This window comes from Streptomyces sp. NPDC001373 (genome assembly GCF_042895815.1).
In the GTDB taxonomy this organism is placed as follows: Bacteria; Actinomycetota; Actinomycetes; order Streptomycetales; family Streptomycetaceae; genus Streptomyces.
The window spans coordinates 213,033-234,675 of the sequence record NZ_JBIAWQ010000003.1 but is presented as its reverse complement, the minus strand read 5'-3'; the positions used below and the strand labels follow the sequence as shown (position 1 = coordinate 234,675).

Here is a 21,643-nt window from a genome sequence, read left to right as displayed (position 1 = left end):
TGGCCGGTGCTGCCCTGCCATGCTGCCACGCGTTCGTGATCACCGGGCGAACCACCGTACACAACCAGCCAGTTCGCCTCTCAGCGGGCGGGATCCACCCGTACGGTCTCCACCCAGGCCGGCGGCTGCGGGGCGCCCGCCCCGATCAGCGCGGCGATCACCCGGCAGGGCAGGGCCCCCTCCGGCCAGGGGGTGTACCCGTCGGTCAGGACCACGACGATGTCCGGCCGGTCGGGCACGGCCAGCGCGGCAGCGATGCCCACCCGCATGTCGGTGCCGCCTCCCCCGGCCAGCGTCACCTGCTGGGCGCTGGTCACCCGGTTCACGGCCTGTACGTCGGCGTCGCAGGCCAGCACCGCGACCCGGTTCCCACCGACGCCGACCTCCCGCAGGACTCCCGTGACCTCGCCGAGCGCGGCGGCGAGCTCCTCGTCCCCCATGGAGCCGGAGGTGTCCACGACGATCGCGACCCGGGGCAGCGGCCGGCGCAGGCTCGGCAGCACCACCCGGCCGCCCAGTGCGGGGGTGCGGCGCGAGGGACGGCGGTAGGTGTAGTCCACGGCGCCGGCCGCCCAGGCGGCGGCCTCGCGGACCGCCCCCGTCAGGGCACGCCGCCAGTCCACGACGGGCTCCAGCACCTCCTCCGCCCAGCGTTCCCATCCGGCGGGCAGACTGCCGCGGCCCCGGGTGCGCCGGTGGGCGCGCATGGCCTGGGCGGTGGTCCGGCGCAGGGCCTCCGCCTCCACGGGGCCGATCCGGGCGGTGCCGGCGCCGCCGTCGCCGAGTTCCCAGGGCGCGGGCACACCATGCGCGCCGGAGCCGCAGTCCACGTGCTCGTGCGGGGGCGTGCGCGGGATGCCGGGCAGGTAGCCCTCGAAGAGGCCGCCCGCGGGGAGGCCGAAGCGGCCCGGCTCCATCCTGCCGTCGGGCAGCCGCAGCCCGTCCGCGAGGAGGTCGTCGTTGATCTCGCAGTCCTGGGCGATGTTGATCCGCAGCGGATCGCGCTGGTCGGCGGCGGGGAGCCGGTCGGCCCGGCCGTGGTGGTCCCGCAGCAGGTGGGCGACCTCGTGGATCCACACGCCGGCCAGCTCGGGGACGGGGGTCCGCTCCACGAACTCGGGCGAGACGTAGCAGCGCCAGTACCGGTCGACGCCCATCGTGCGCACCCCCGTCGGCCCCGGGGAGGGAACGACGGTCAGCGCGTACAGGGCGGAGGCCAGGTAGGGCCGGGCCTCGGCCGCCGCGTAGCGGGCGGCGAGCAGCTTGGCCCGGTCCAGGGGGCGGTCCACGGTCAGCGGGCGCCGGGCAGGGCCCCGGCCAGCTGGAGCAGTTCCACGAAGGCGTCGATCCCGGCCGGTACGGGCCAGGACAGGTCGCGCATCGCGGCCAGGTCGGCGGCGGCCCGTGCGGCCACGTCGGGCACTCCCGCGTCGACGGCCTTGGCGAGCACCGCCCAGCCGGCCTCCCAGCGGGGCCGGGTGAGCTCGCCCTGCACGGCGGCCACGACCGCGATGAGGAAGGCCAGCTGGCGGTCTCCGCGCTTGGGCAGGGCGAAGGCGTCGGGGTCGGCCAGCACCTTCTCCGGGTCGGGCAGGTCCAGGTTCTCCAGGTAGGTCAGCAGCTCCAGGCCCGCTCCGTCGCCGACGGCCCCGGTGAGCGCGGCGGCCAGCGCCTCGCGGCCCGCGCCGGCCGCGTAGCCGGTGGCCAGCAGGCGCAGCGCCATCTCCCACGTGCGCGGGGAGGGCCAGGCCCGGCCGCGGCCCTCGGCGTCGTTCGGCATGTGGTGGACCAGGCCGGGACGAGCCGTGAGGAAGCCGGAGATCACGCCCCGGGCGCGGGCGGCCGCGCCGCCGGCCCGCGCGGGGTCGACCGCCGGCAGGGCCGTCTCGGGCCAGGTCCCGGCCATGCCGCGGGCGACCGTGCGGGCGTCGTGGGTCCAGTCGAGGTGGACGAAGCGGTTGGCGAGCGGCGGGCTGAGGTGCCAGCCGTCGGCCGCGCTGGACGGCGGATTGGCGGCGGCGACGATCCGTACGGACGCGGGCAGTTCGAGGCTTCCGACACGACGTTCGAGGACCACGCGCAGCAGGGCGGCCTGGACGGCCGGCGGGGCGGAGGACAGCTCGTCGAAGAAGAGCAGGCCGTGCCCGGTGCGGGCCAGGCGCACCGCCCAGTCCGGCGGGGCCATGGGCACGCCGGTGGTGGCGGGGTCGTCGCCGACGATGGGCAGGCCGGCGAAGTCCGAGGGCTCGTGGACGCTGGCGATGACGGTCTCCAGCCGGACCCCGAGGGCGTCCGCGAGCCGCTCCATGCCGGCGGACTTGCCGATGCCGGGCTCTCCCCACAGCAGGACGGGCTGGTTGGCCGTCACCGCCAGGGCCAGCGCCTCCAGCTGGGGGTTGGCCGCGGGCTCGGTACGGGTGGCGCCGAGCCGTGCGTTGAGGGCGTCGGCGGCGGCCAGCGCGGGGGCGGGCGCGGTGCTCATTCGCCTGCCCTGCCGTCGCTGCCGGACCCGCCCGCGTCCACCGCGTCGCCCGCCTCGGAGTCGCCGGCCTCCGCGTAGCCGTCCTCTTCGTGGTCGTCGTCGGAGTCGCCCCATTCGGCGCGCTCGGCCAGGAACTCGTCGTACTCCTCGAAGTTGATGCCGGGGTGGCGCTCCTCCACGAGTTCCTTCAGGAAGATCAGGTCGGTGCGCTTGTAACGGGTCACCACCTGGCCGAGCGACAGTTCCATGTTGTCGACCACGTCGGTACGGGCCCCGGCCGCCAGGAGCGCCCTGACCAGGGACGCGGTGCCGCCGTTCTGGACGGCGCTCTGGAGCGGGGTGCGCTCGGCGTCGTCCTCCTGCTCCAGGTCGAGTCCGGCCTCCAGCAGCCGGGGCAGCAGCTCCTCGTGGCGCACGAAGGGCAGCAGGTGCAGCAGGCCCTGGCCGCGGCCGTTGCGCACCCGGGGGTCGAGGCCCGCGTCAAGCAGCGCGAGGACGCCGGGGGTGTCGCCGTGCTGGACGCGTTCGAACAGCTCGCGGCGCTCGGCGCGCAGGGCGCGCGGGAGGCGGCCCTCGCCGGTGGTCCACGCCTCGCGCACGGCGAAGCAGCCGGCGACGGCGCCGCCGAACGCGCGCATGGCGCGCTCGCGCTGCTGCTCCTCGGCGGTGTGCGGGATTTCGAGCGCGCCGTCCCGGGAGCCCACCTCGTGCCACTCTCCGACGCAGCGGACCCGGACGGGCCGCGGCGCGGCGGGGCCGGGCGGGCCCTCGGCCGGGCCGGCCCCGGGGAACAGGGCGTCGGCGACGAGCGGGTGCAGCTCCCGCGGGGCGGTCCGGCCGCTGCGCACGAGGTGCAGGTCGGGCAGCGGACGCCAGGCGTGGTCCGGCAGCCGGGGTACGTCGCGGACGTCGGGCGAGTCGACGAGCCGCGCCCGCAGCCCGCCGTCCGGGCCGTCGGGTTCCACCAGCAGCAGGCAGCTCCAGTGCGGGGCGAAGGTGAACCGCTCGCCGGCGCCCGCCGCGGCGAGGCGGCGGACCCCGGCGGCGAGCAGGGCCGGGCTCAGCGCGGCGCCCTTCAGCGCGGCCGCGGCATTGGTCCAGCGGTAGGCGTTCGGCGGGGCGCTCAGGTCGAGTGCGATCCCGGCGGCGGCGAAGGCCTCGACACTCTCCCGGCGCCACTGGAGCACGGCGGCCCACTCCGCGCGCCCGGCGGGGTCGGCGGGTCCGGGGTCGGCGGTGGGCAGCTCGTCCTCGCCCAGCGGAGTGCCGTCGGCGCGGAAGAAGGGGATCCGGTCGGCCGGGCCGACGCTGGAGCGCAGCTCGGAGGTGTGCCGCACGTCCCAGAGCCAGCGGGCGCGGGTCCAGTCCTCGACGACCCAGGAGGCGTAGGAGTGGCGCCGCGCCCCGGGGTCGACGGGCGCGCAGTGCAGCCGCAGCCGCTGCGGGCCGTCCACCATGGCGCGGGTGGTGACGTACAGGAGGGGTGCGTCCGGTCCGGAGCCGTAACGGGCCAGCACGACGCGGCGGTTCGGGGCCACGACCGTGCGGCCGCCCAGGACCCGGGGCAGATGCCAGCGCAGCAGGTCGGGGGCGAAGTGGCGCAGGTCCTCCGCCACCGCTTCGGCGACGGCGGTGCCGTGCTCCGCGGCGAGCGCCGTCAGGTCGACGGTGGTCTCCGTGCCGGCGGCTGCGCAGGCGGCACGCCAGTCCCCGGCCAGGCGGTGCGCGGTGGCCTGCTCGATCATCCAGCGGGGCACCGCGTAGCGGCGGATCCGCTGCCAGGCGGCGGCGTCCTCGTCGTGCAGGGCGCCGGGCGGCAGGTCGGCGAGGGACTGCTCGCTGGAGGCGCTCACCGGTACACGCTGCCGATGGCCCGCAGGTCCGGGTGGCCGGCCCGGGCGGGGCGCATCCGCTCGGCGAAGGAGCGCTTGAGGCGGCGGGGGGTGCCGGGGCCGAGGCCGACGTGCTCCAGGGGGCAGTCGTCGGGGAGGGCGGCCAGCAGGCGCTTGGCGCCGCGGCCGGTGATGCCGGTGTGGCGCAGCTCCAGGCGGCGCAGCGCGCTTCCGGGCAGGGCGTCGGCCAGGGCGTACGCGCCCTCGTCCCCGGTGGCGTTGCCGGGGGAGCCGAGGCTGCGCTCGGACATGACCCGGCCGAGGTCCAGGGACTCGATGCCGCCGAGGGCAGCGGCCAGGGCGCGGGCCCCGGGCACGCCGATGCCGTTGCCGCCGAGGCCCAGGCGCACCGGGCGGTCGGGGCCCGCTTCGGCGGCGGCGGCCGCGAGGACCGCGGCGCCCTCGTCGCCGAGGTGGTTGGCGGGGACGTACAGCTCGCGGACGCCGGCCTCGCGGATGAGGGCGGCGAGCAGCGGGGCCGCTTCGGCGGTGAGGCCGTTGCCGCCGAGGTAGATGCGTTCCAGCGGGGTCTCGCGGGTGCGCAGGGCGTCCAGGAGAAGGCGTACGCCGTCGGCCTCGATGCCGGTGTTGACCAGGTCGAGGGTGCGCAGGGCGGTGTTGCGGCGCAGCAGCGCGGCCAGGGTCCGGGCGCCGTCCTCCCGGACGGGGTTCCGCTTGAGCCAGAGGGCGCGGACGGTGGTGTCCTCGGCGAGGGCGCCGGCGAGGGCCAGGACGCCTTCGGGGCCGATGCGGTTGCAGCCGAGGTAGAGGGTGTGCAGGCCGTGCTCCGGGCCGGCCGCGGTGAGGGCGGCGGCGAGGGTGCGGGCGCCCTCGTCGCCGATGGAGTTCGTACCGAGCAGCAGGTGCACGGCGTGCGGGGAGGCGGTGGCGGCGGGCAGCAGGCGGGAGGCGCCGGCCGGGCCGAGGCCCTGCTTGCACAGGTCGACGCGGCCGTCGGCGCGCAGGGTGCCGAGGGGGAAGGCCTCGTCGGCCTCGACGAGGCGGTCCTGCGCGAGGCGGGCGAGCAGCGGGTCCAGGCCCGCCGGGTCGGCGAGCGGCAGGTCCGGGTGCTCGATCGCGGGGCACCGTACGGGCGTCGGCCGTGTCATCACCACTCCACCGGTTCCTTCGCCGGCTTCCGGCGACCGAGCAACTTCGGATACGACCGCCCTGACGGCGCGGCGGCGCGCGCCGCCGTGCCGTCGGGGCGGGAAGAAGACGCAAGACCGGTCGGATTCGAACCGACGTCCTCCAGCTCGATGCTTGGGCGCGACGACCTCTGCGCTACGGCCTTGCTGCGGTGATCATAGCGACTGCGTGGCCGAAACTCGATCACCAGTTTGAATGACCTGCGGGAGCACCGGTCACCCAGGGGCTTGACGCCCCGCCAGGGGCCGGCGGCCGGCAAGTCGGTTCCGGTGACGCGGCGCCCCTCCCGGGCGTGCGTCACCGACTCAGGGAGGCGCGATGTCCGGATGAACCCGATACGCGCCCTGCCGCCCGACAACGGGGCGTTCCCCTCGGTCCGTGCCGACCCGAGCGTCCCGCCCGTCGCCATGCGCCGCCCCCCTTCTTCCGTCGCGGAGCGCAGCCGCCGCAGGATCTCCGGCGGAACCGGATCGTTATCCTCAAGTTTTCCTCAGATGTAGTGACGCTGCGCCTGCCGCCTTCCTAGCTTCCTCATACACGTGCCCTCGCGCCCCGCGGTTCCGCACGTCCCCCCACGTTTCCCGCGACAGTCCCCCCGCGGATCCGCGTTCCCGAGGAAAGAGCAGCACATGAAGGTTCCCAAGGCCGGTGCGGTCGCCGCAGTGATCGCCCTCGCCGCCACCGCTTCCGGCTGTGGTGGCGAAGCCCCGAAGGAGCCCCTCTCCGTCGGTATCAAGTTCGACCAGCCGGGTATCGGCATGCGCGAGCCCGACGGCACGTTCACCGGCTTCGACGTCGACGTCGCCACCTACGTCGCCAAGGAGCTCGGGTACAAGCCGAACGAGATCGAGTTCAAGGAGGTCTTCAGCAACGACCGCGAGCTGCTGATCCAGTACAACGAGGTCAAGTTCGTCGCGGCCAGCTACACGATCAACGACAAGCGCCGCGAGAAGGTCGACTTCGCCGGCCCCTACTTCGTCGCCCACCAGGACCTGCTGGTCCGCGCCGACGACACCACGATCAACAAGGCCGAGGACCTCAACACCAAGCGGCTGTGCTCGGTGACCGGCTCCACCTCCGCCGAGAACGTGCGCAGCAAGCTGGCCCCGAAGGCGAGCGTGCTGGAGCTCGGCGGGTACTCGGAGTGCCTGGTCGCCCTCCAGGACAACCTGGTCGACGCCATGACCACCGACAACTCCATCCTCGCCGGGTACGCGGCCCGCAAGGGCAACGAGGGCAAGTTCAAGCTGGTCGGGCTGAACCTGAGCAACGAGAACTACGGCATCGGCATCAAGAAGGGCGACAGCGCCCTCCAGAAGAAGATCAACGCGGCGCTCAGCAAGATGGTCTCGGACGGCTCCTGGGAGGCGGCCGTGAAGAAGAACTTCGGCCAGGCCAACTACAAGTACGAGCCGGCCCCGCGGGTCACCACGGGCAGCTGACACCGCAGGACGCGAGGGGCCCCGGCGGATCCGGCGGGGCCCCTCGCGCCTGTCCGCGCGCCTACGCCAGCGGCGCCTTGGCGCGCAGCACCGTCAGGAACTCCCGCATCCAGGCGGGGTGGTCGGGCCAGGCGCGGGCCGACACCAGGGTTCCGTCGACCACGGCCTCGGAGTCCTGGAACTCGGCCCCGGCCGCCCGCATGTCGGGCTCCAGCGCCGGATAGGCGGTGACCCGGCGCCCGCCGAGGGAGCCGCTCGCGGCGGTGATCAGCGGGCCGTGGCAGATCTGGGCGACGGGCTTGTCGGCCCCGGCGAAGGCGGCCAGGATCCGGCACACCTCGGGGTCGTTGCGCAGGTACTCCGGAGCCCGGCCGCCCGGGACGACCACCGCCGCGTACTCCTCGGGGACCACCTCGGAGAAGGCGATGTCGGCGGGCCAGGTGTAGCCGGGCTTCTCCGTGTAGGTGTCGAAGCCCTCCTCGAAGTCGTGTACGACGAACCGCAGCTTCTTGCGCGAGGGGGCCGCGATGTGGACCTCGTACCCCTCCTCCTGGAGGCGCTGGTAGGGGTAGAGGACCTCCAGGGACTCCGCCGCGTCGCCGGTCACGATGAGGATCTTCACTGCCATGGGCTGCTCCAGGGGTGCTGTCGGCGGCCGGCCGGGGGGCCGTCCGGGCACCGCCTACCGTGCCCGCGCCCGCCCGGCGGCAAACGCCTTCCGGAACCCCGTACGACACATGGTTTTAACCTGTTCGATACATGACAATGTGAGCCTCGCTTCGCCACCCGACACCCCGCCAACTGCCAGGGCGGGGGCGGTGCTTGTGGAGAGGTATCCCCCACGTCATGAGAATCTCCCGTACGGCCCCCTGGGCCGCCGGCCTCGCGGCCGCCGCGCTGTTCCTCATACCGGCCACCGCCACGGCCGGCCCGCAGCGGACAGCGGCGGCTCCCCGCGCCGCGGCCTCCGCGACGAGCGTCGACGACTACTACGCGGCCGCCGCGGGCAAGACCGGCGCCGCGCTGAAGACGGCCCTGCACAACATCATCAAGAACCAGTCCACGGTGACGTACGACGGCGTGTGGAACGCGCTGAAGGTCACCGACCAGGACCCGAACAACCCCAACAACGTCATCCTGGTGTACTCGGGCCGCTCCCAGTCCAAGAACTCCAACGGCGGCGGGGTCGACGACTGGAACCGCGAGCACGTCTGGGCCAAGAGTCACGGCGACTTCGGCACCGCCACCGGCCCGGGCACCGACCTGCACCACCTGCGCCCCGAGGACGTCACGGTCAACAGCACGCGCGGCAACAAGGACTTCGACATGGGCGGCAGCCCGGTCGCCGAGGCCCCCGGCAGCTACACCGACGCCGACTCCTTCGAGCCGCGGGACGCGGTCAAGGGCGACGTCGCCCGCATGCTGCTCTACATGGCCGTGCGCTACGACGGCGGGGACGGCTTCCCGGACCTGGAGATGAACGACAAGGTCAACAACGGCACCGCCCCCCTCTTCGGCCGGATCAGCCTGCTGAAGCAGTGGAACCAGATGGACCCGCCGGACGCCTTCGAGAAGCGGCGCAACCAGGTCATCTTCGACACCTACCAGCACAACCGCAACCCGTTCATCGACCACCCGGAGTGGGTCAACTCGATCTGGTAGCGGCCCCGGCGGGCTCGGCGGCCACTTGCCGCGGATCCCGCGCGTTCCGGCGCGGAGTACGTCCTCCGGCCCCGGGCAGCGGACGCCCGTGACCGGCCGGCGGCCGCCGCTCAGGGCCCCAGGCGGCCTGCGAGGGCCTGGAACTCGGGCCAGGGGTCCTGCGGCGGCCGCGGGTCCCAGAGCTTCTGGGAGAGCGCGGCCAGCGGCATCCGGATGCCGGCGGCCACCTGGGCCGGGGTCTGGGAGGCGGCCAGGTCGCACCAGACGGCGAGGCGGGCACCGAGGATCTGCGGGTCGTACGCGGCGGGGACGGCGGTGGTGCCGCGCAGGACGAGCGGCGTCCACTGCTCGTAGATCCGCCTGCCGGTGGGATAGGTGAACTGGTTGGGCTCGCCGAGGACGTAGTAGAGGTACTCGTCGTTGAGGTTGACCACCTTGCGGCCCGTGGCCAGGTACTCCGTCGGCGGCCGGGCGCCGTACTCCTTGCCGGTCCAGTACTCGGCCTGGATGTCCGGGGCCGCCTTGGCGATGCCGCCCGCGAAGATCCCGTCGTTCCACGCCTTGAGCGCCTTGCCGGAGGGGCGGACCACCGCGGCCCGGTCGTCGAGCCAGCCCGTCGCCAGGTCCTGCACCCGGGCCGTGGCCCCGTAGCGGGCACGCGCGGCGCGCGCGAGCTGCGGGAAGGAGGCCTCCGGGTCCTTGACGACCAGTGCCTGGTACTCGTCGGCGCCCAGGTGCCAGGCACCGGCCGGGAACAGCGGCAGGTACTCGCGCAGCAGGTCGTCCACGAGCCGGGCCGACGCCGGGTCGGATATGTCCACGGCGCCCTTGACGGCCCGGCCCGACGCGTCGCGCAGCTGCAGTTCCGGGTGGGCGCGCAGCACCGCGCCGAGGTGGCCGGGAGAGTCGATCTCGGGGACGAGCGCGATGTGCAGCCGGGCGGCGAGTGCCGTGATCCGCCGGACGTCGGCCTTGGTGAGGTGCGGGGTGGAGACGATCTCGGGGTGGGTGTCCGACTGGATCCGGAAGGCCTGGTCGTCGGAGAAGTGCAGGCCGAGCTGGTTGAGTTTGAGGTCGGCCATCTCGCGCAGCCGGTCCTCGATCCAGTCGGGGGCGAAGTTCTTGCGGGCGATGTCCAGGTTGAGCCCCCGCTGCGGTTTGGCCGGGGCGTCCTCCACCGTGCCCTCGGGGGCCGCCCCTGCCCCGCGTATCTCCTGCTTGAGGGTGCGGGTGCCGTAGAAGACGCCCGCCTCGTCAGGGCCGGTGATGGTGACCCGGCCGTCCCGGACGGTGAGGGTGTACGACTCGGGCGCCCCCTTCGCCCCGAGGGCCAGCCGTACGTCGCCGGGCCGGGCCTGGTCGGACTCGACGTACCCGAGGTGCAGCTCGCCGGCCAGCAGTCGGCCCTCGTCGGAGAGCGCCGCGCTGTCGGCGGGGGCCACGAGCACCCGCCCGGCGGGCGCGGGCTTCCAGCCGGGGCCCCGGGCGGGTGTGTGCTCGCGGACGGCCGGGACCGTGCGCGGGGCGCTGGACAGCGGGTACGAGGAGGCCGGCGGCGGGGCCGGGGTGGCGGAGGCGGGCGGCGGACTTCCCGGCGGGGCGGTGGCGCCGGGGGCGGCGCCCGTGTCCTCGGCTCCCGCGGAGCACGCCGGAACGGCGAAGGAGACCAGGCCGGCGGCCGCTGCCGTCGCGATGGTCCGTCCCGTGCCGCGCCTTCTCTTCGTCCGCCTCATGATGCACCGGTCCCCCGTACCAAGCTGGCACGGGGGACCGGTGCGCGCGACCCGGGGCGGAAGGAGGGTGCCCCTGGCCGGGCGGACTCAGGCGTCGGAATCGGCGCGGCCGAGGGCCTCCAGGGCCGCCTCGCCGAAGCCGTGGTCCTGCTCGGGGGCGCCGCCGCCGATGCCGACGGCTCCGACGAGGTGGCCGTCGCGGTGGACCGGGAGGCCGCCGGCGATGAACAGCAGCGGGCGGTCGAGGGCGGTGGGCAGGGAGTGGAAGGGCGCGCCGGGCAGGACGGCCTCGGTGAGGGCGGCCGTGGGGGCGTTCAGTTGGAGGGCGGTGTAGGCCTTGCGGGTAGTGGTCTCGCCGGAGATCAGGACGGCCCGGTCGTCGCGGCGGAAGGCCAGCAAGTGGCCGCCCGCGTCCAGGACGGTGACGCTGACCGCGACCCCGGCCGCCTCGGCGGCGGTACGGGCGGCGGTGACGAGCAGTTCGGCGTCCTCGGTGGTCAGCGGTGAGACGGCGGTACGGGGGGTGCGGGACATGTGGTGCTCCTGTGCGGGGGCGGATCGGTGGGGGATCAGCGGTGGACGGGGGCGGGGGCGGCGGGGGTGCCTGCCGCCACGACCCGGCTCCCTGCCGCCGCCCGGCGGGAGGTACGGCGCTCCAGCGCGCCGGAGACGAGGGCCAGGACCAGGGCGGAGGCGGCGAGGGCGGCGCCGACCCAGTTCGGGGCGGTCCAGCCGAGGCCGGCGCTGATGACCAGGCCGCCCAGCCAGGCGGCGAGGGCGTTGCCCAGGTTGAAGGCGCCGATGTTGACGGCGGAGGCCAGCGTGGGGGCGCCCGCGGCCTGGTCGAGGACCCGCTTCTGCAGCGGCGGCACGGTGGCGAAGCCGAGGGCCCCGATGAGGGCGACGGTGACGGCGGCGCCGGCCTTGCTGTGGGCGGTGAGGGTGAAGGCGGCGAGGACGAGGGCCAGCGCGCCCAGGGACACGTACAGCATCGGCATCAGCGCCCGGTCGGCGAGGCGCCCCCCGACGAGGTTGCCGGCGACCATGCCCAGGCCGAAGAGGACCAGCAGCCAGGTCACGGAGGTGTTGGCGAAGCCGGCGACGTTCGTGAGCATCGGGGTGATGTAGGTGATCGCCGCGAAGACACCGCCGAAGCCGAGCACGGTCATGGCCATCGCGAGCAGCACCTGGACGTTGCGGAAGGCGGCCAGTTCGTGGCGGATCCGTACGCCCTCGGGGCGGGGCAGCTCGGGGACCAGGCGCGCGATGCCCAGGAGGCCGACGACGCCGAACGCGGCGACGACCAGGAAGGTGACGCGCCAGCCGAGGTGCTGGCCGACGAGGGTGCCGAGCGGGACACCGACCACGTTGGCCACGGTCAGGCCGGTGAACATCATGGCGATGGCGCCGGCCCTGCGCTCGGGCGCGACGAGCCCGGCCGCGACGACCGCGCCGATCCCGAAGAACGCGCCGTGGGCGAGGGAGGCGACGACCCGGCCGGCCAGCATCACCCCGAAGGCGGGGGCCAGCGCCGAGAGCACGTTGCCTGCGACGAACAGTCCCATGAGCAGCATCAGCATCCGCTTGCGGGGGACGCGGGTGCCGAGGACGGTCATCACGGGGGCGCCGAGGACGACGCCGAGAGCGTAGCCGGTGACCAGGAAGCCTGCGGTCGGGATCGAGACGCCGTATCCGGCGGCGACCTCGGGCAGCAGGCCCATGATCACGAACTCGGTGGTGCCGATCCCGAAGGCTCCGATGGCGAGGGCGAGGAGCGCGAGAGGCATGAGCGTGCGGCCCTTCAGGGTGGGGGGAGGTCAGTGCGGGAGAAGCGGCCGGAAGATTGCGCCAGCCGTTTACAGTCGTCCACATTAATTGCAGACGCCTGATATTTGCAAGCGCGGGCTATTGCACGCGTCCCCTATCCTGGGTGTACGCGCACGCGCACGCCGCACGCGTTCGCCTTGACGACGGAGGAGCCCATGACGGCCACGGACAGCGCCCCCACCCCCCTCGCCCAGGGCTGGTGCGCCCTCTCCCTCCTCCACGGCCGGATCGAGGCCCACCTGGAGCGGGCCCTGCAGGCGGGGCACGGGCTGAGCGTGCGCGAGTACTCCCTGCTGGACGTGCTGAGCCGCCAGCACGACGGGCCCGGCGGGCACCTGCGGATGAACCAGGTGGCGGAGTCGGTGGTGCTCAGCCAGAGCGCGACGACCCGGCTGGTCAGCAGGCTGGAGGACCGGGGGCTGCTGAACCGCTACCTCTGTGACACGGACCGGCGCGGCATCTACACCGATGTGAGCAGGGCGGGCCTCGACCTGCTGGCCGAGGCCCGCCCCACCAACGCGGCCGCCCTGCGCGAGGCTCTCGACGAGGCCGCCGGCCGCCCGGAACTGGCCCCGCTGGTGGCGGCGGTCGAGAACCTGCGCGGGTAGCCCCCGGCGGCGAGGCCGGGGGGCCCGGGGCTGCTACCTCGGAGGGCTCGGGAACGCCGACGGCTGTCCGGCGCCCGACCCTGAGGACGGCACGGCCGAGCTCTGCACCGGGCCCTGCGTCGGCGGGGGCGCGGGCGTCGTGCGCTGCGGGCGCGCCGAAGGGGCCGACGGCGTCGGGGTGGGGCGGGGGCTCGCCGCGCCCGTGGACGGCTGCGACGGCTCCGGCGAGGGCGTCGCGCTCGACGGCCCGCCCGGGGTCGGGGTCGGCGTCGGGGCCGGGGTGAGCTCCGGCGGCGCGGCGGGCGGAACCGGGCGGGCCGGGACCCCGTCCGGGCCGAGGACCAGGTAGCCGGCCACGGCGGCCGCAGCCAGGCCGGACAGGCCTGCCAGGACCCAGGCCGAACGGCGCAGCCGGACGCGGGGGGCCCTGAGGTGCGGGCCCGGCGGGTCGGCCGGGCGCAGCGAGCGCACGGTGACCTCCTCGGCCCGGGCCTCCATGGCCTGCCGCAGCCGGCGCTCCACGGGGCGTTCGCCGGTCATACCCGTCCCTCCAGAATCCGTTCCAGCGCGTCCAGGGCGCGGCTGGCGTTCGACTTCACCGAGCCCCGGCTGATGCCCAGGGTCTCGGCGATCTCCGCCTCGCTGAGGTCGGCCCAGTACCTGAGCACCAGCACCTGGCGGCGGCGCGGGGTCAGCCGGCCCAGCGCCGCCAGGACCTCGCGGTGCGCCTCGTCCAGGACGACGGACGCCTCGGCGGAGGGCACGTCGGCCGTGGCCGGCGGCACCCACGCGCGGGCCGTACGGCGGCGGCGCAGCACGGAGCGCGCGGTGTTCACGACGGAGGTGCGCAGGTAGCCCAGCGCGTTGTCCACCTCCGTGATCCGCTCCCCGTGCCGCCGGTAGAGGGCGGTGAAGGCGTCCTGGACCACGTCCTCGGCGGTGCCCAGGTCGTCGACGAGGAGCACCGCGAGGCGGACCATGGACAGCCGGTGGGCGTGGTAGAGCTCGCTGACGGTCGGCGCGGGCGCGGGGTCGCCGGCGTCCTCCCGGCCGGCCGTGCCGTAGGTGTACGGGTAGGGGTGCGCGCCGGGTCCGGCCGGCGGGGCGGGGCTTTCGCGTCGGGTGAGCCACCACCACAAGCCCCGCCACGCCCGGAAGGAACCGGGCGCGGCGGGGCTGGCGGACGGTGCGAGTGCGAGCACGTGTTTCCTCAGTTGCCGGCGCGGCGCCGCACGGTGAAGAGGGCGCCCGCGCCGACGGCGATGAGCCCGGCCGCTCCGGCGCCGAGGGCGATGGTGGTCGCCGAGGAGCCAGTATGCGCGAGCTCGGCGCCCTCGCCGGAGCCGGGCTCCCCCGAGGGGACGGCGGAGGGCCGGCCGCTGCCCGGCTGCGAGACGGACGGGCTGGGCGTGGCGCCCGGCGGCAGCGAGGGCATGGCGGAGGGCTGGCCGCTGCCGCCGCCCGGGTGGGTCGGGACCGGGCTCGGCTTGCCGCCGGGCTGCGCGGGCATGGCGGAGGGCTGGCCGTTGGCCGGCTGCGAGGGGACCGGGTGCGGCGCCGCCGAGGTGGAGGGCGGCGCCGGCGTGGCGGAAGGCCCCTGCGCGGCGAAGGCCGGTCCGCCGAGGGCGACGACCGCCCCGGTGGCGGCGGCGACGGCGGCCGCCCGGCGGGCGGACAGGGGAACGCGCTTCAGGTTCTTCACGGTGCATCTCCACGGTCGGGTCCAGGGCTCGGAACTTCGCCCTTCACCCCCGCACGACGCGCGGGTCCGCGATCGGTTGCCGCCGTTCCCGAAATATTTTCCGCGGGATCCGCCGAGGGGCGCGGCGGCGGCCGCGGAACGCCTCCGCGCCCGTGTCCGCCCGGCCGTCGGAGGACGTGCCCCCGGGGCGCTTCAGCGCAGCCGGCCCCGGGTGCACCCGCGCAGGGCCCGGCCCAGCAGGGCCACGCCCTCCTCGATCTCGGCGGCAGCCCCGGCCGCGTAGCCGAGGACCAGGCCCGGCGGGCCGGGGCGCAGGCGGTGCCAGGACAGCGGGTGGGACTTGACCCCGAGGGCCAGTGCGGCGGCGGCCAGCGCCGTGTCGGGAAAGGCCGCGCCGTCGAAGGTGACCATCAGGTGCAGGCCCGCCGCCGCGCCGTGCACCCGGGCGCCGGGCAGGTGCCGGGCAACGGCGCCGAGCATCGCGTCCCGGCGGCGGCGGTGGCGCCGGCGTACGAAGCGCAGGTGTCGCTCCAGTTCGCCCGAGTCCATCAGCCGCGCGAGGACGAGCTGGGCGAGGACGGGGTTGCCGAGGTCGGCGTAGCGCTTGGCCTCGACGACCTCGTCGCGCATCCGGGGCGGGACCAGCAGCCAGCCCAGCCGCAGCGCGGGCGCGAGCAGCTTGGAGACGCTGCCGGCGTAGCAGACCGACTCCGGGGCCAGGGCCCGCAGGGCGGGCACGGGGGCGCGGTCGTAGCGGTGCTCGGCGTCGTAGTCGTCCTCCAGGACCAGTCCCCCTGCCGCCGCCCAGGCCAGCAGCCGCCGGCGCCGCTCCCCGTCGAGCACGACCCCGGTCGGGAACTGGTGGGCGGGGGTCAGCAGGACCGCCCCGGCGCCGCTCCCCCGCAGCGCGGCCACATCCAGCCCCGCCCCGTCCACCGGTACCCCCACAGTGTGCAGTCCGCCGTGCTCCAGCTGCTGCCGGGCGCCGAGCGAGCCGGGGTCCTCCACCGCCACCCGGTGCACGCCCGCCCCGCGCAGCACCGCCGCGAGCAGTCCCAGGGCCTGGGCGACACCGGCCACCACGACGACCTCGCCGGGGTCCGCGCGGATCCCCCGGTTGCGGGCCAGCCACCCGGCGACGGCCTCCCGCAGGGCGGGTGCGCCCTGCGGGTCCCCGTAGCCGAAGTCGGCGGCGGTGAGGCCGGCGAGCACCCGGCGCTCGGCCTGGAGCCAGGCGGTGCGCGGGAATGCGGTGAGGTCGGGCACGCCGGGCGAGAGGTCGATCCGGCACGGGACGGCGCGCAGGGCGTCGACCGGCCCGCCTCGGGGGGCGGCGGGCCGGGCCGCACCGGCCGGCGGCGGGGGCGGTGGGGCCGCGACGACCACGGTGCCGCCCCGGCCGCGGCCCGCCACCTGGCCGGTCTCGGCCAGCCGCTGGTAGGCCTCTGTCACCAGACCGCGCGAGACGTTCAGTTCGGCGGCCAGGACCCGGGTGGCGGGCAGCCGGCTGCCGACGGGCAGGGTGCCGTCCGCGATCGCGGCGCGCAGCCGCCCGGCGAGCCACTCGGTGCGGCCGCCCTCGGGGGCCCGGCCGATGTCGAGCTGGAGGAAGTCGGAGCCGGTGGTGGAGGAGCCGGTTGTGGACCTGTCGTCGGGGGCTTCTTTGGACCTGCTCACCGGGCCATTGTGCCTCCAGGCTGGTCCGCATGAGCACCTCCCCCTCCCTTCCCGCCGCTGCCCTGCGCGACCTGGCTCCCGGCGTCGTCGGCATGGCACTGGTCGGCAGCAGTGTCACCGTCTCGCGGTCCCTGTCCGACGCCCCGCTGTTCACCGCCCAGGCGGTGCGCTACGCGGCCGCCGCGCTGGTCCTCGTCCTCCTCGCCCGGGCCGCCGGAGTCCCGCTGCCGCGCCCGCGGGGGCGGGAGTGGCTGTGGCTGGCCGGGGTGGCGGTGACCGGTCTGGTGCTGTTCAACGTGGCCGTCGTCCGGGGGGTGGGGCACGCCGAGCCCGCCGTGATCGCCGTGGCCGTGGCCTCCGTACCGGTCGCGCTCGGGCTGATCGGCCCGCTGCTGGAGCGGCGCCGGCCCAGCCGGCGGGTGCTGCTGGCGGCGCCGGTGGTGGTCGCCGGGGCGGTGCTGGTGCAGGGGGCCGGGCGCACGGACGCCGCCGGGGTGGGCTGGGCCGTGCTGGCGCTGGCCTGCGAGGCGGGTTTCACGCTGCTGGCGGTGCCGGTGCTGGGGCGGCTCGGAGCGTGGGGGGTGTCCGTGCACGCGGTGTGGATGGGGGCGGTGGTGCTGGCCGTGCTCGCGGTGTCCGCAGAGCCCGCGTCCGCCCTGACGGAGCTCGGGGCGGCGCAGTGGGCGGCGGTGGGCTACCTGGCGGTTCTGGTGACGGCGGTGGCGTTCCTGCTCTGGTACCGCACGGTGGCGGCCGTGGGCTCCGGCCGGGCGGGGCTGCTGACGGGGGTCGCCCCGCTCGCGGCGGCCGGTGCGGGCGCGCTGTCGGGCGGCGGCGTGCCGGGTCCGGCGGTGTGGCTGGGCCTGGCGGTGGTGATCGGCGGCCTGGCGGCGGGGCTGCGCGGCGGGGCCTCAGGACAGGGGACGCCGCGCGTGGCAGAAGAGGTGCTCCTCCGGGTCGGCGAGACCGCCGGCGGGGTGGAACAGCACGGTCTCGTGGTGCAGCACCTCCAGCCCCGCCGCCTCGATCCGGCGCCGGTACTCCTGGGCGGAGAGGCTGCTGACGGTGACCCGGTGGCCCATGAACTCGATGTCCAGGGCGTCGATGTCGCCGGGGACGGTGGCGACGACGAGGTAGCCGCCGGGCGCCGTCCAGGAGGCCATCCGCTCCAGTGAGGCCGCGATCTGCGACTGGTCCATCATCAGCAGCGGGAAGAACGCGCAGACCGCGTCGAAGCCTTCGGGTCCGGGCGGGGTGTAGGTGCGGACGTCGGCCTGCTCGAAGCGGGCCCCGGGGACCCGGGTGCGGGCGAGGGCGACCATCTCGGCGGAGACGTCGATCCCGGTCACGGCGCAGCCCGCGCGGACCAGGGTCTCGGCGGTGGGGCGGCCGGTGCCGCTGCCGACGTCGAGGACGCGGGCGCCGCGGGGCAGCCGCCCGGTGAGCCAGTCCAGGGCCTGCCGCTGGGCCGGGATGCCGCCGAACGCCTCCTCGTAGCGCTCCGCGAGCGCGTCGAACACCTCTGCGGCGGTCTTGCCTCCGGTCATCGTGCGGTCCTGCCTCTCGTCCTCGTCCTCGTCCTCGTCCCCCGTGCCGGGGCCCTGTGCGCAGGATGCCCGCCGCGGGGGCGGCCCGTCCCCGGGAACGCCCGAAAGGGCCTCAGCCGCTGACCGCTTCCCGGACCGCGGCCAGGAACTCGGGGGTCCCCGGGTGCGTGGGGTGGCGCGGGTAGGACAGGTAGACGGTGGCCGGCGGGGCGTCGGACACCGGGACGAAGCGGACGCCCGGGTGTCCGTGGCTCTCGGCGGTGCCCGCCGTCGCCACGCCGAAGGCGCCGCCGGTGGCGATCAGGTTCAGCCACTCGTCGACGTTGCCGACCTCGACCGTCCGGGCCGGGCGCCGGTGCGGCGGCCACAGGTCGGGCGAGGCGGTGCCGGCCTCCGGCCAGAGGGCCAGCGGCAGCCCAGGGCCGCAGGTGAGCTCGGCGAGCAGGACCCCGTCCCGGTCGGCGAGCGGGTGGTCGTCGGGCAGGGCGGCGACCCGGTCCTCCGTGTAGAGGGCCTCGCTGCGGATCCGCGGGTCGTCGGGGCGGATGCGCAGGACGGCGACGTCGGCGTCCCCGGTGGCGAGGCCCGCGGTGCCGTTGTCGCGCCGGACCACGTCGAGCGGGGTGCCGGGATGCGTACGGCGCCACGCGCGCATCAGCGGCACGGTCTGCCGCCCGAGCACCGCGCAGGTGTAGCCGAGCCGCAGCGGGCGGGACACCGCCCGGGTGTCGGCGAGGGCGGCGTCCAGGTGGGAGAGGATCGCCCGGCCGTGTCCGAGCAGGGTGGCGCCGGCCCCGGTCAGGGCCAGGTGCCGGGAGGAGCGGTCCACCAGCCGGATGCCGACGCGGGTCTCCAGCTGGGCCAGGGTCCGCGAGAGGGCGGGCTGCGTGATGTGCAGGCGGGCCGCGGCGGCCGTGATCGTGCCCGCTTCGGCCACCGCGTCGAGCGCCCGGAGGTGCCGCAGTTCCACGTCGTCCATGCCTGTGGAGCATAGTCGCTGCCCAGACGGCATTTCCGGACGGGCCGCGCGGTCCCTAGCGTCGGGGGTGCCCGGGGGAGGTTCCCCCGGGGCACGGCACTTGGAGGTTGGGATGAGGATTCTGCTGGTCGGTGCGGGCGGCACGCTGGGAACCGCCGTACGCAAGGCGCTCGCGGCGCGCGGGCACGACGTGGTCGGCGTAGGCCGTTCGGGCGGCGACCTGGTGGCCGACGTCACGGACCCGGAGCAGGTGGCCCGCCTCTACGCGCAGGCCGGGCCGCTGGACGCGGTGGCGGTCGCCGCCGGGGACGCCGTGTTCCGGCCGCTGTCCCAACTGACCCCCGACGACTTCGCGGCGACGCTCCGGGGCAAGGCGCTGAGCCAGTTCGAGCTGGTCCGCCAGGGCGCCGGGCACGTGGCCCCGACCGGTTCGTTCACGCTGATCAGCGGCATCCTCTCGGAGCAGCCGATCCGGGCCGGCGCGGCCGCCTCGGCGGCGAACGGCGCGGTGGAGGCCTTCGTGCGCGCCGCGGCGATCGAGCTGCCGCCGCAGCGGATCAACGTGGTGAGCCCGACGGTGGTCGAGGAGTCCCTGCCGGCCTACGGCCCCTTCTTCGCCGGGATGGAGGCCGTGCCCGCGGCCCGCGTGGCGACGGCCTACGTGCGGTCGGTCGAGGGGGCGCAGACGGGCCAGGTCTACCGGGTCCACTGACAACGGCCCGGGCCCGTGAGCACGGCGCCGGCGCGCACCGGGCCCGCCGGTCAGCCGCTGGCCCCTCCCGGGCCCGCCGGTCAGCCGCCGGCGCCTCCCGGGCCCGCCGGTCAGCCGCCGGCGGGCACCAGGACGACGGCCGTGCCGTACGCGCACACCTCGGTCCCGACGTCGGAGGCGTCCGTGACGTCGAAGCGCATCATCAGCACCGCGTTGGCGCCGCGGGCTTTGGCCTGTTCGATGAGCCGGTCCATGGCCTGGTTGCGGGTCTCCACGAGCGTCTTGGTGAGGCCCTTCAGCTCTCCGCCGATCATGGACTTCAGGCCGGCGCCGATCTGGCTGCCGAGGTGCCGGGAGCGCACGGTGAGGCCGAACACCTCCCCGATGACCTGCTCGACGCGGTAGCCGGGCACGTCGTTGGTCGTGACGACCAGGACGCCGGTCTGCTGGGCGCCGGGGCCGCCGCCGTAGTCTTCGATACCCATGCGCCCCACTCTGGCTGCGGACCCTGCGGCCCGCATCTTCGCGGACCCCAGGAACACATTGGGCATATCGGGCTAAACAGCGGCGCGTCGCCGGGAGCCCCCACGGCCGCCGTCGTCATAGTCGTCCGTGGCGGCCGCCGGGCCGCCGCGCCTCGCCGCGCAGCGCGGCCGGGCGGGAGTCTTCCCAGAGGAGCCGCTCATGCTCAAGCCCACCAGGACCATCCTCGCCCTGGCCGCCGGAAGCCTGGTGCTCGGCCTGGTCGGCGGGGGCACCGCCGTCGCTGACCAGGGTCCGGCGACCCACGGCGGAGCCCGCCACGACGGCCCCCGCGACGCGAGGGACGACGACGACTCCTCCTACGACGAGGACGGCGGCTACCACAAGCACCGCTACTCCCTGGGCAAGGTCATCTCGCGCGGGCCGCTGAGCGTCCGCAGCAGGCCGACCACCCACTCGCACCTCCAGTACAAGGTGTACCCGGGGGAGACGCTCGCCCTGAAGTGCAAGACGCGCGGCGAGAACGTCGCCGGGAACGACCTCTGGTACCTGATCGACCCCGGTGACGACAAGCGGGACGACTGGGACGACGACGGCGACGGCGAGGGCCGTACGAAGGCCCGCGGCCGCATGGCCCGCGACGGCTACGAGCACGACTGGGTCTCGGCCCGCTACGTCAAGGACCTCAAGCCCGTCCGGTGGTGCCGCGACTGACCGCGACCGGTCCGGACCGGCCTCGACCGGCTTCGACCGCCCCGGCCGCCGTGCGCGCCCGCCTCCGCGGGGCCGCGCACGGCGGCCGGCCGCGTACCCCGGATCAGAAGTCGCCGTAGGCGACCTGCCAGGTGGGCAGGCCCATCCGGCGCCAGACCGCCACCACCCGGTCCCGGTCGTCGAGCGACACGCGCACCGCGTAGCGCTCGCGCACGTGCGCGTCGAACAGCTCGGCCTTGACCACGTCGTCGCGGCGCGGGTCCCCGGCCGCGCGCATCCACAGCTCGTCGTAGGGCACCGCGTGCGCCCGCAGCCAGGACTCGGTCTGCGGCCGGTGCTCCTCGCCGCGCCCAGAGAGCAGCACGATCCGGTCCCCGCCGCGCCGGAAGGCGTCCAGTGCGTGCCGCACCGGCTCGTTCAGCAGGTCCAGCTCGCAGCGCGAGAAGTCGTACGGGCCGCGGTCCCCGGTCAGGGCGAGCGTCCCGTCGATGTCGCACATCACGGCCGCGGGCAGCGCCGGGTCCACGACGTACGGCCGTACCGCCGGCTGGTCGTTGAGCCACTCCGCGGTCAGCCGCCAGCCGCCCTTTCGGGCCTTCGCGTGCTTCTCGGCCAGGATCCGGATGATCTCCTGGCCGACCGGCCGCTCCCGCGCGGCGTCGCGGCGCAGGCACTCCTCGACGGCCACGTCGGTGAAGTCGTGCACGACGAACCTGGCCCGGCCGGCCACGGCCGCCTTGAGCCGCTTCGGGATGTGCGACGTCAGGTGGGTGTTGTCGACGACCACGTCGAAGCCGTCGGCGACGGCTGCGGCGACCGCCGCGTCCTGGACGGCGAGCACGGTCTGCTCGTGCCTGTGCGAGCGGCCCCGCTCGGGGTCCGGCACGTCGAGCATGGCCCGCAGGTCGTCGAGGTTGACCCGGCGCATCCGGCCGGCCGCCTCGGCCTGGAGGGCACGCGCGGCCGTGGTCTTGCCCGAGGCCGGCAACCCCGTCATGACGTGGACCACGGGGAGTTCGGGCTCTTCGGACACG

The 21,643-nt window shown here is 75.5% G+C and carries 21 protein-coding genes, 1 tRNA gene and 1 pseudogene; 6 read left to right on the top strand and 17 right to left on the bottom strand.

Going from position 1 to position 21,643, the window contains the following annotated elements; genetic code table 11:
- Positions 1-80: 80 nt before the first annotated feature.
- The 5 genes from ACFY15_RS09265 to ACFY15_RS09245 form a co-directional block, all read right to left on the bottom strand.
- Entirely contained in the window at positions 81-1,295 is a 1,215-nt protein-coding gene (locus ACFY15_RS09265; protein ID WP_390825376.1) for a VWA-like domain-containing protein, read from the bottom strand.
- On the bottom strand, positions 1,292-2,482 hold the full coding sequence (locus ACFY15_RS09260) for an AAA family ATPase (RefSeq protein WP_390687157.1): 1,191 nt from the start codon (positions 2,480-2,482) through the stop codon (positions 1,292-1,294). Before ACFY15_RS09260 ends, ACFY15_RS09265 begins: the two co-directional genes overlap by 4 nt.
- Positions 2,479-4,335: an ankyrin repeat domain-containing protein gene (locus tag ACFY15_RS09255; RefSeq protein ID WP_390687156.1), complete on the bottom strand. Its 1,857-nt coding sequence runs from the start codon at positions 4,333-4,335 to the stop codon at positions 2,479-2,481. The genes ACFY15_RS09260 and ACFY15_RS09255 overlap by 4 nt, the downstream gene beginning before the upstream one ends.
- Complete coding sequence (locus ACFY15_RS09250) at positions 4,332-5,483, bottom strand: gala protein (RefSeq protein WP_390687155.1); 1,152 nt, start codon at positions 5,481-5,483, stop codon at positions 4,332-4,334. Before ACFY15_RS09250 ends, ACFY15_RS09255 begins: the two co-directional genes overlap by 4 nt.
- 112 nt (positions 5,484-5,595) lie before the next feature.
- Positions 5,596-5,668 (bottom strand) — tRNA-Arg (locus tag ACFY15_RS09245).
- 484 nt (positions 5,669-6,152) lie between these two features.
- On the opposite strand from ACFY15_RS09245, the gene ACFY15_RS09240 reads away from it, so the two are divergent.
- Entirely contained in the window at positions 6,153-6,965 is an 813-nt protein-coding gene (locus tag ACFY15_RS09240) for a glutamate ABC transporter substrate-binding protein (protein WP_390687154.1), read from the top strand.
- Positions 6,966-7,026: 61 nt separating this feature from the next.
- Here the strand turns inward: ACFY15_RS09240 and ACFY15_RS09235 are convergent, their stop codons facing one another.
- Entirely contained in the window at positions 7,027-7,593 is a 567-nt protein-coding gene (locus ACFY15_RS09235; RefSeq protein ID WP_390825272.1) for a DJ-1/PfpI family protein, read from the bottom strand.
- 218 nt (positions 7,594-7,811) lie between these two features.
- Between ACFY15_RS09235 and ACFY15_RS09230 the strand changes: the two genes are divergently transcribed.
- Positions 7,812-8,627 carry an endonuclease I family protein gene (locus ACFY15_RS09230; protein ID WP_390687152.1) on the top strand — a complete coding sequence of 272 codons (816 nt, stop codon included), beginning with the start codon at positions 7,812-7,814 and terminating at the stop codon, positions 8,625-8,627.
- Between the two features lie 110 nt (positions 8,628-8,737).
- On the opposite strand, the gene ACFY15_RS09225 is transcribed toward ACFY15_RS09230, so the two are convergent.
- The 3 genes from ACFY15_RS09225 to ACFY15_RS09215 form a co-directional block, all read right to left on the bottom strand.
- The gene (locus ACFY15_RS09225; RefSeq protein WP_390687151.1) at positions 8,738-10,360 is read right to left on the bottom strand and encodes a glycoside hydrolase family 20 protein; all 1,623 of its coding nucleotides are present in this window, start codon (positions 10,358-10,360) and stop codon (positions 8,738-8,740) included.
- An 87-nt stretch (positions 10,361-10,447) separates the two neighbouring features.
- The gene (locus tag ACFY15_RS09220; protein WP_390687150.1) at positions 10,448-10,894 is read right to left on the bottom strand and encodes a heme-binding protein; all 447 of its coding nucleotides are present in this window, start codon (positions 10,892-10,894) and stop codon (positions 10,448-10,450) included.
- Between the two features lie 35 nt (positions 10,895-10,929).
- Positions 10,930-12,147: an MFS transporter gene (locus ACFY15_RS09215; RefSeq protein ID WP_390687149.1), complete on the bottom strand. Its 1,218-nt coding sequence runs from the start codon at positions 12,145-12,147 to the stop codon at positions 10,930-10,932.
- A gap of 195 nt (positions 12,148-12,342) precedes the next feature.
- On the opposite strand from ACFY15_RS09215, the gene ACFY15_RS09210 reads away from it, so the two are divergent.
- Positions 12,343-12,795 carry a MarR family winged helix-turn-helix transcriptional regulator gene (locus ACFY15_RS09210; RefSeq protein ID WP_390687148.1) on the top strand — a complete coding sequence of 151 codons (453 nt, stop codon included), beginning with the start codon at positions 12,343-12,345 and terminating at the stop codon, positions 12,793-12,795.
- Positions 12,796-12,828: 33 nt separating this feature from the next.
- Here ACFY15_RS09210 and ACFY15_RS09205 read toward each other — a convergent pair whose 3' ends face one another.
- The 4 genes from ACFY15_RS09205 to ACFY15_RS09190 form a co-directional block, all read right to left on the bottom strand.
- Entirely contained in the window at positions 12,829-13,335 is a 507-nt protein-coding gene (locus ACFY15_RS09205) for a hypothetical protein (protein ID WP_390687147.1), read from the bottom strand.
- A complete protein-coding gene (locus ACFY15_RS09200) occupies positions 13,332-13,997 on the bottom strand; it encodes an RNA polymerase sigma factor (protein WP_390687146.1) in 666 nt (221 codons plus the stop codon). The genes ACFY15_RS09205 and ACFY15_RS09200 overlap by 4 nt, the downstream gene beginning before the upstream one ends.
- Positions 13,998-14,005: 8 nt before the next feature.
- A complete protein-coding gene (locus ACFY15_RS09195) occupies positions 14,006-14,497 on the bottom strand; it encodes an LAETG motif-containing sortase-dependent surface protein (RefSeq protein ID WP_390687145.1) in 492 nt (163 codons plus the stop codon).
- A gap of 192 nt (positions 14,498-14,689) precedes the next feature.
- A complete protein-coding gene (locus ACFY15_RS09190) occupies positions 14,690-16,174 on the bottom strand; it encodes a PLP-dependent aminotransferase family protein (RefSeq protein ID WP_390687144.1) in 1,485 nt (494 codons plus the stop codon).
- Positions 16,175-16,203: 29 nt separating this feature from the next.
- Between ACFY15_RS09190 and ACFY15_RS09185 the strand changes: the two are divergent.
- A pseudogene (locus ACFY15_RS09185) lies at positions 16,204-17,052 on the top strand (EamA family transporter); the annotation flags it as partial.
- 33 nt (positions 17,053-17,085) lie between these two features.
- Here the strand turns inward: ACFY15_RS09185 and ACFY15_RS09180 are convergent.
- Both ACFY15_RS09180 and ACFY15_RS09175 read right to left on the bottom strand, forming a co-directional pair.
- Positions 17,086-17,721, bottom strand: a complete 636-nt coding sequence (locus ACFY15_RS09180; protein ID WP_390687143.1) for a class I SAM-dependent methyltransferase — start codon at positions 17,719-17,721, stop codon at positions 17,086-17,088.
- Between the two features lie 112 nt (positions 17,722-17,833).
- Positions 17,834-18,700, bottom strand: coding sequence for a LysR family transcriptional regulator (locus ACFY15_RS09175; protein ID WP_390687142.1), 867 nt, complete (start codon positions 18,698-18,700; stop codon positions 17,834-17,836).
- Between the two features lie 112 nt (positions 18,701-18,812).
- Between ACFY15_RS09175 and ACFY15_RS09170 the strand changes: the two genes are divergently transcribed.
- Positions 18,813-19,412 carry a short chain dehydrogenase gene (locus tag ACFY15_RS09170; RefSeq protein ID WP_390687141.1) on the top strand — a complete coding sequence of 200 codons (600 nt, stop codon included), beginning with the start codon at positions 18,813-18,815 and terminating at the stop codon, positions 19,410-19,412.
- Between the two features lie 110 nt (positions 19,413-19,522).
- Here ACFY15_RS09170 and ACFY15_RS09165 read toward each other — a convergent pair whose 3' ends face one another.
- Positions 19,523-19,897 (bottom strand): YbjQ family protein, encoded by a 375-nt coding sequence (locus ACFY15_RS09165; protein ID WP_366454615.1) that lies wholly within the window; start codon positions 19,895-19,897, stop codon positions 19,523-19,525.
- A gap of 199 nt (positions 19,898-20,096) precedes the next feature.
- Between ACFY15_RS09165 and ACFY15_RS09160 the strand changes: the two genes are divergently transcribed.
- Positions 20,097-20,609 carry a hypothetical protein gene (locus tag ACFY15_RS09160; protein ID WP_390687140.1) on the top strand — a complete coding sequence of 171 codons (513 nt, stop codon included), beginning with the start codon at positions 20,097-20,099 and terminating at the stop codon, positions 20,607-20,609.
- Between the two features lie 103 nt (positions 20,610-20,712).
- Here ACFY15_RS09160 and ACFY15_RS09155 read toward each other — a convergent pair whose 3' ends face one another.
- Positions 20,713-21,642, bottom strand: a complete 930-nt coding sequence (locus ACFY15_RS09155; RefSeq protein WP_390687139.1) for an AAA family ATPase — start codon at positions 21,640-21,642, stop codon at positions 20,713-20,715.
- Position 21,643 lies beyond the last annotated feature (1 nt).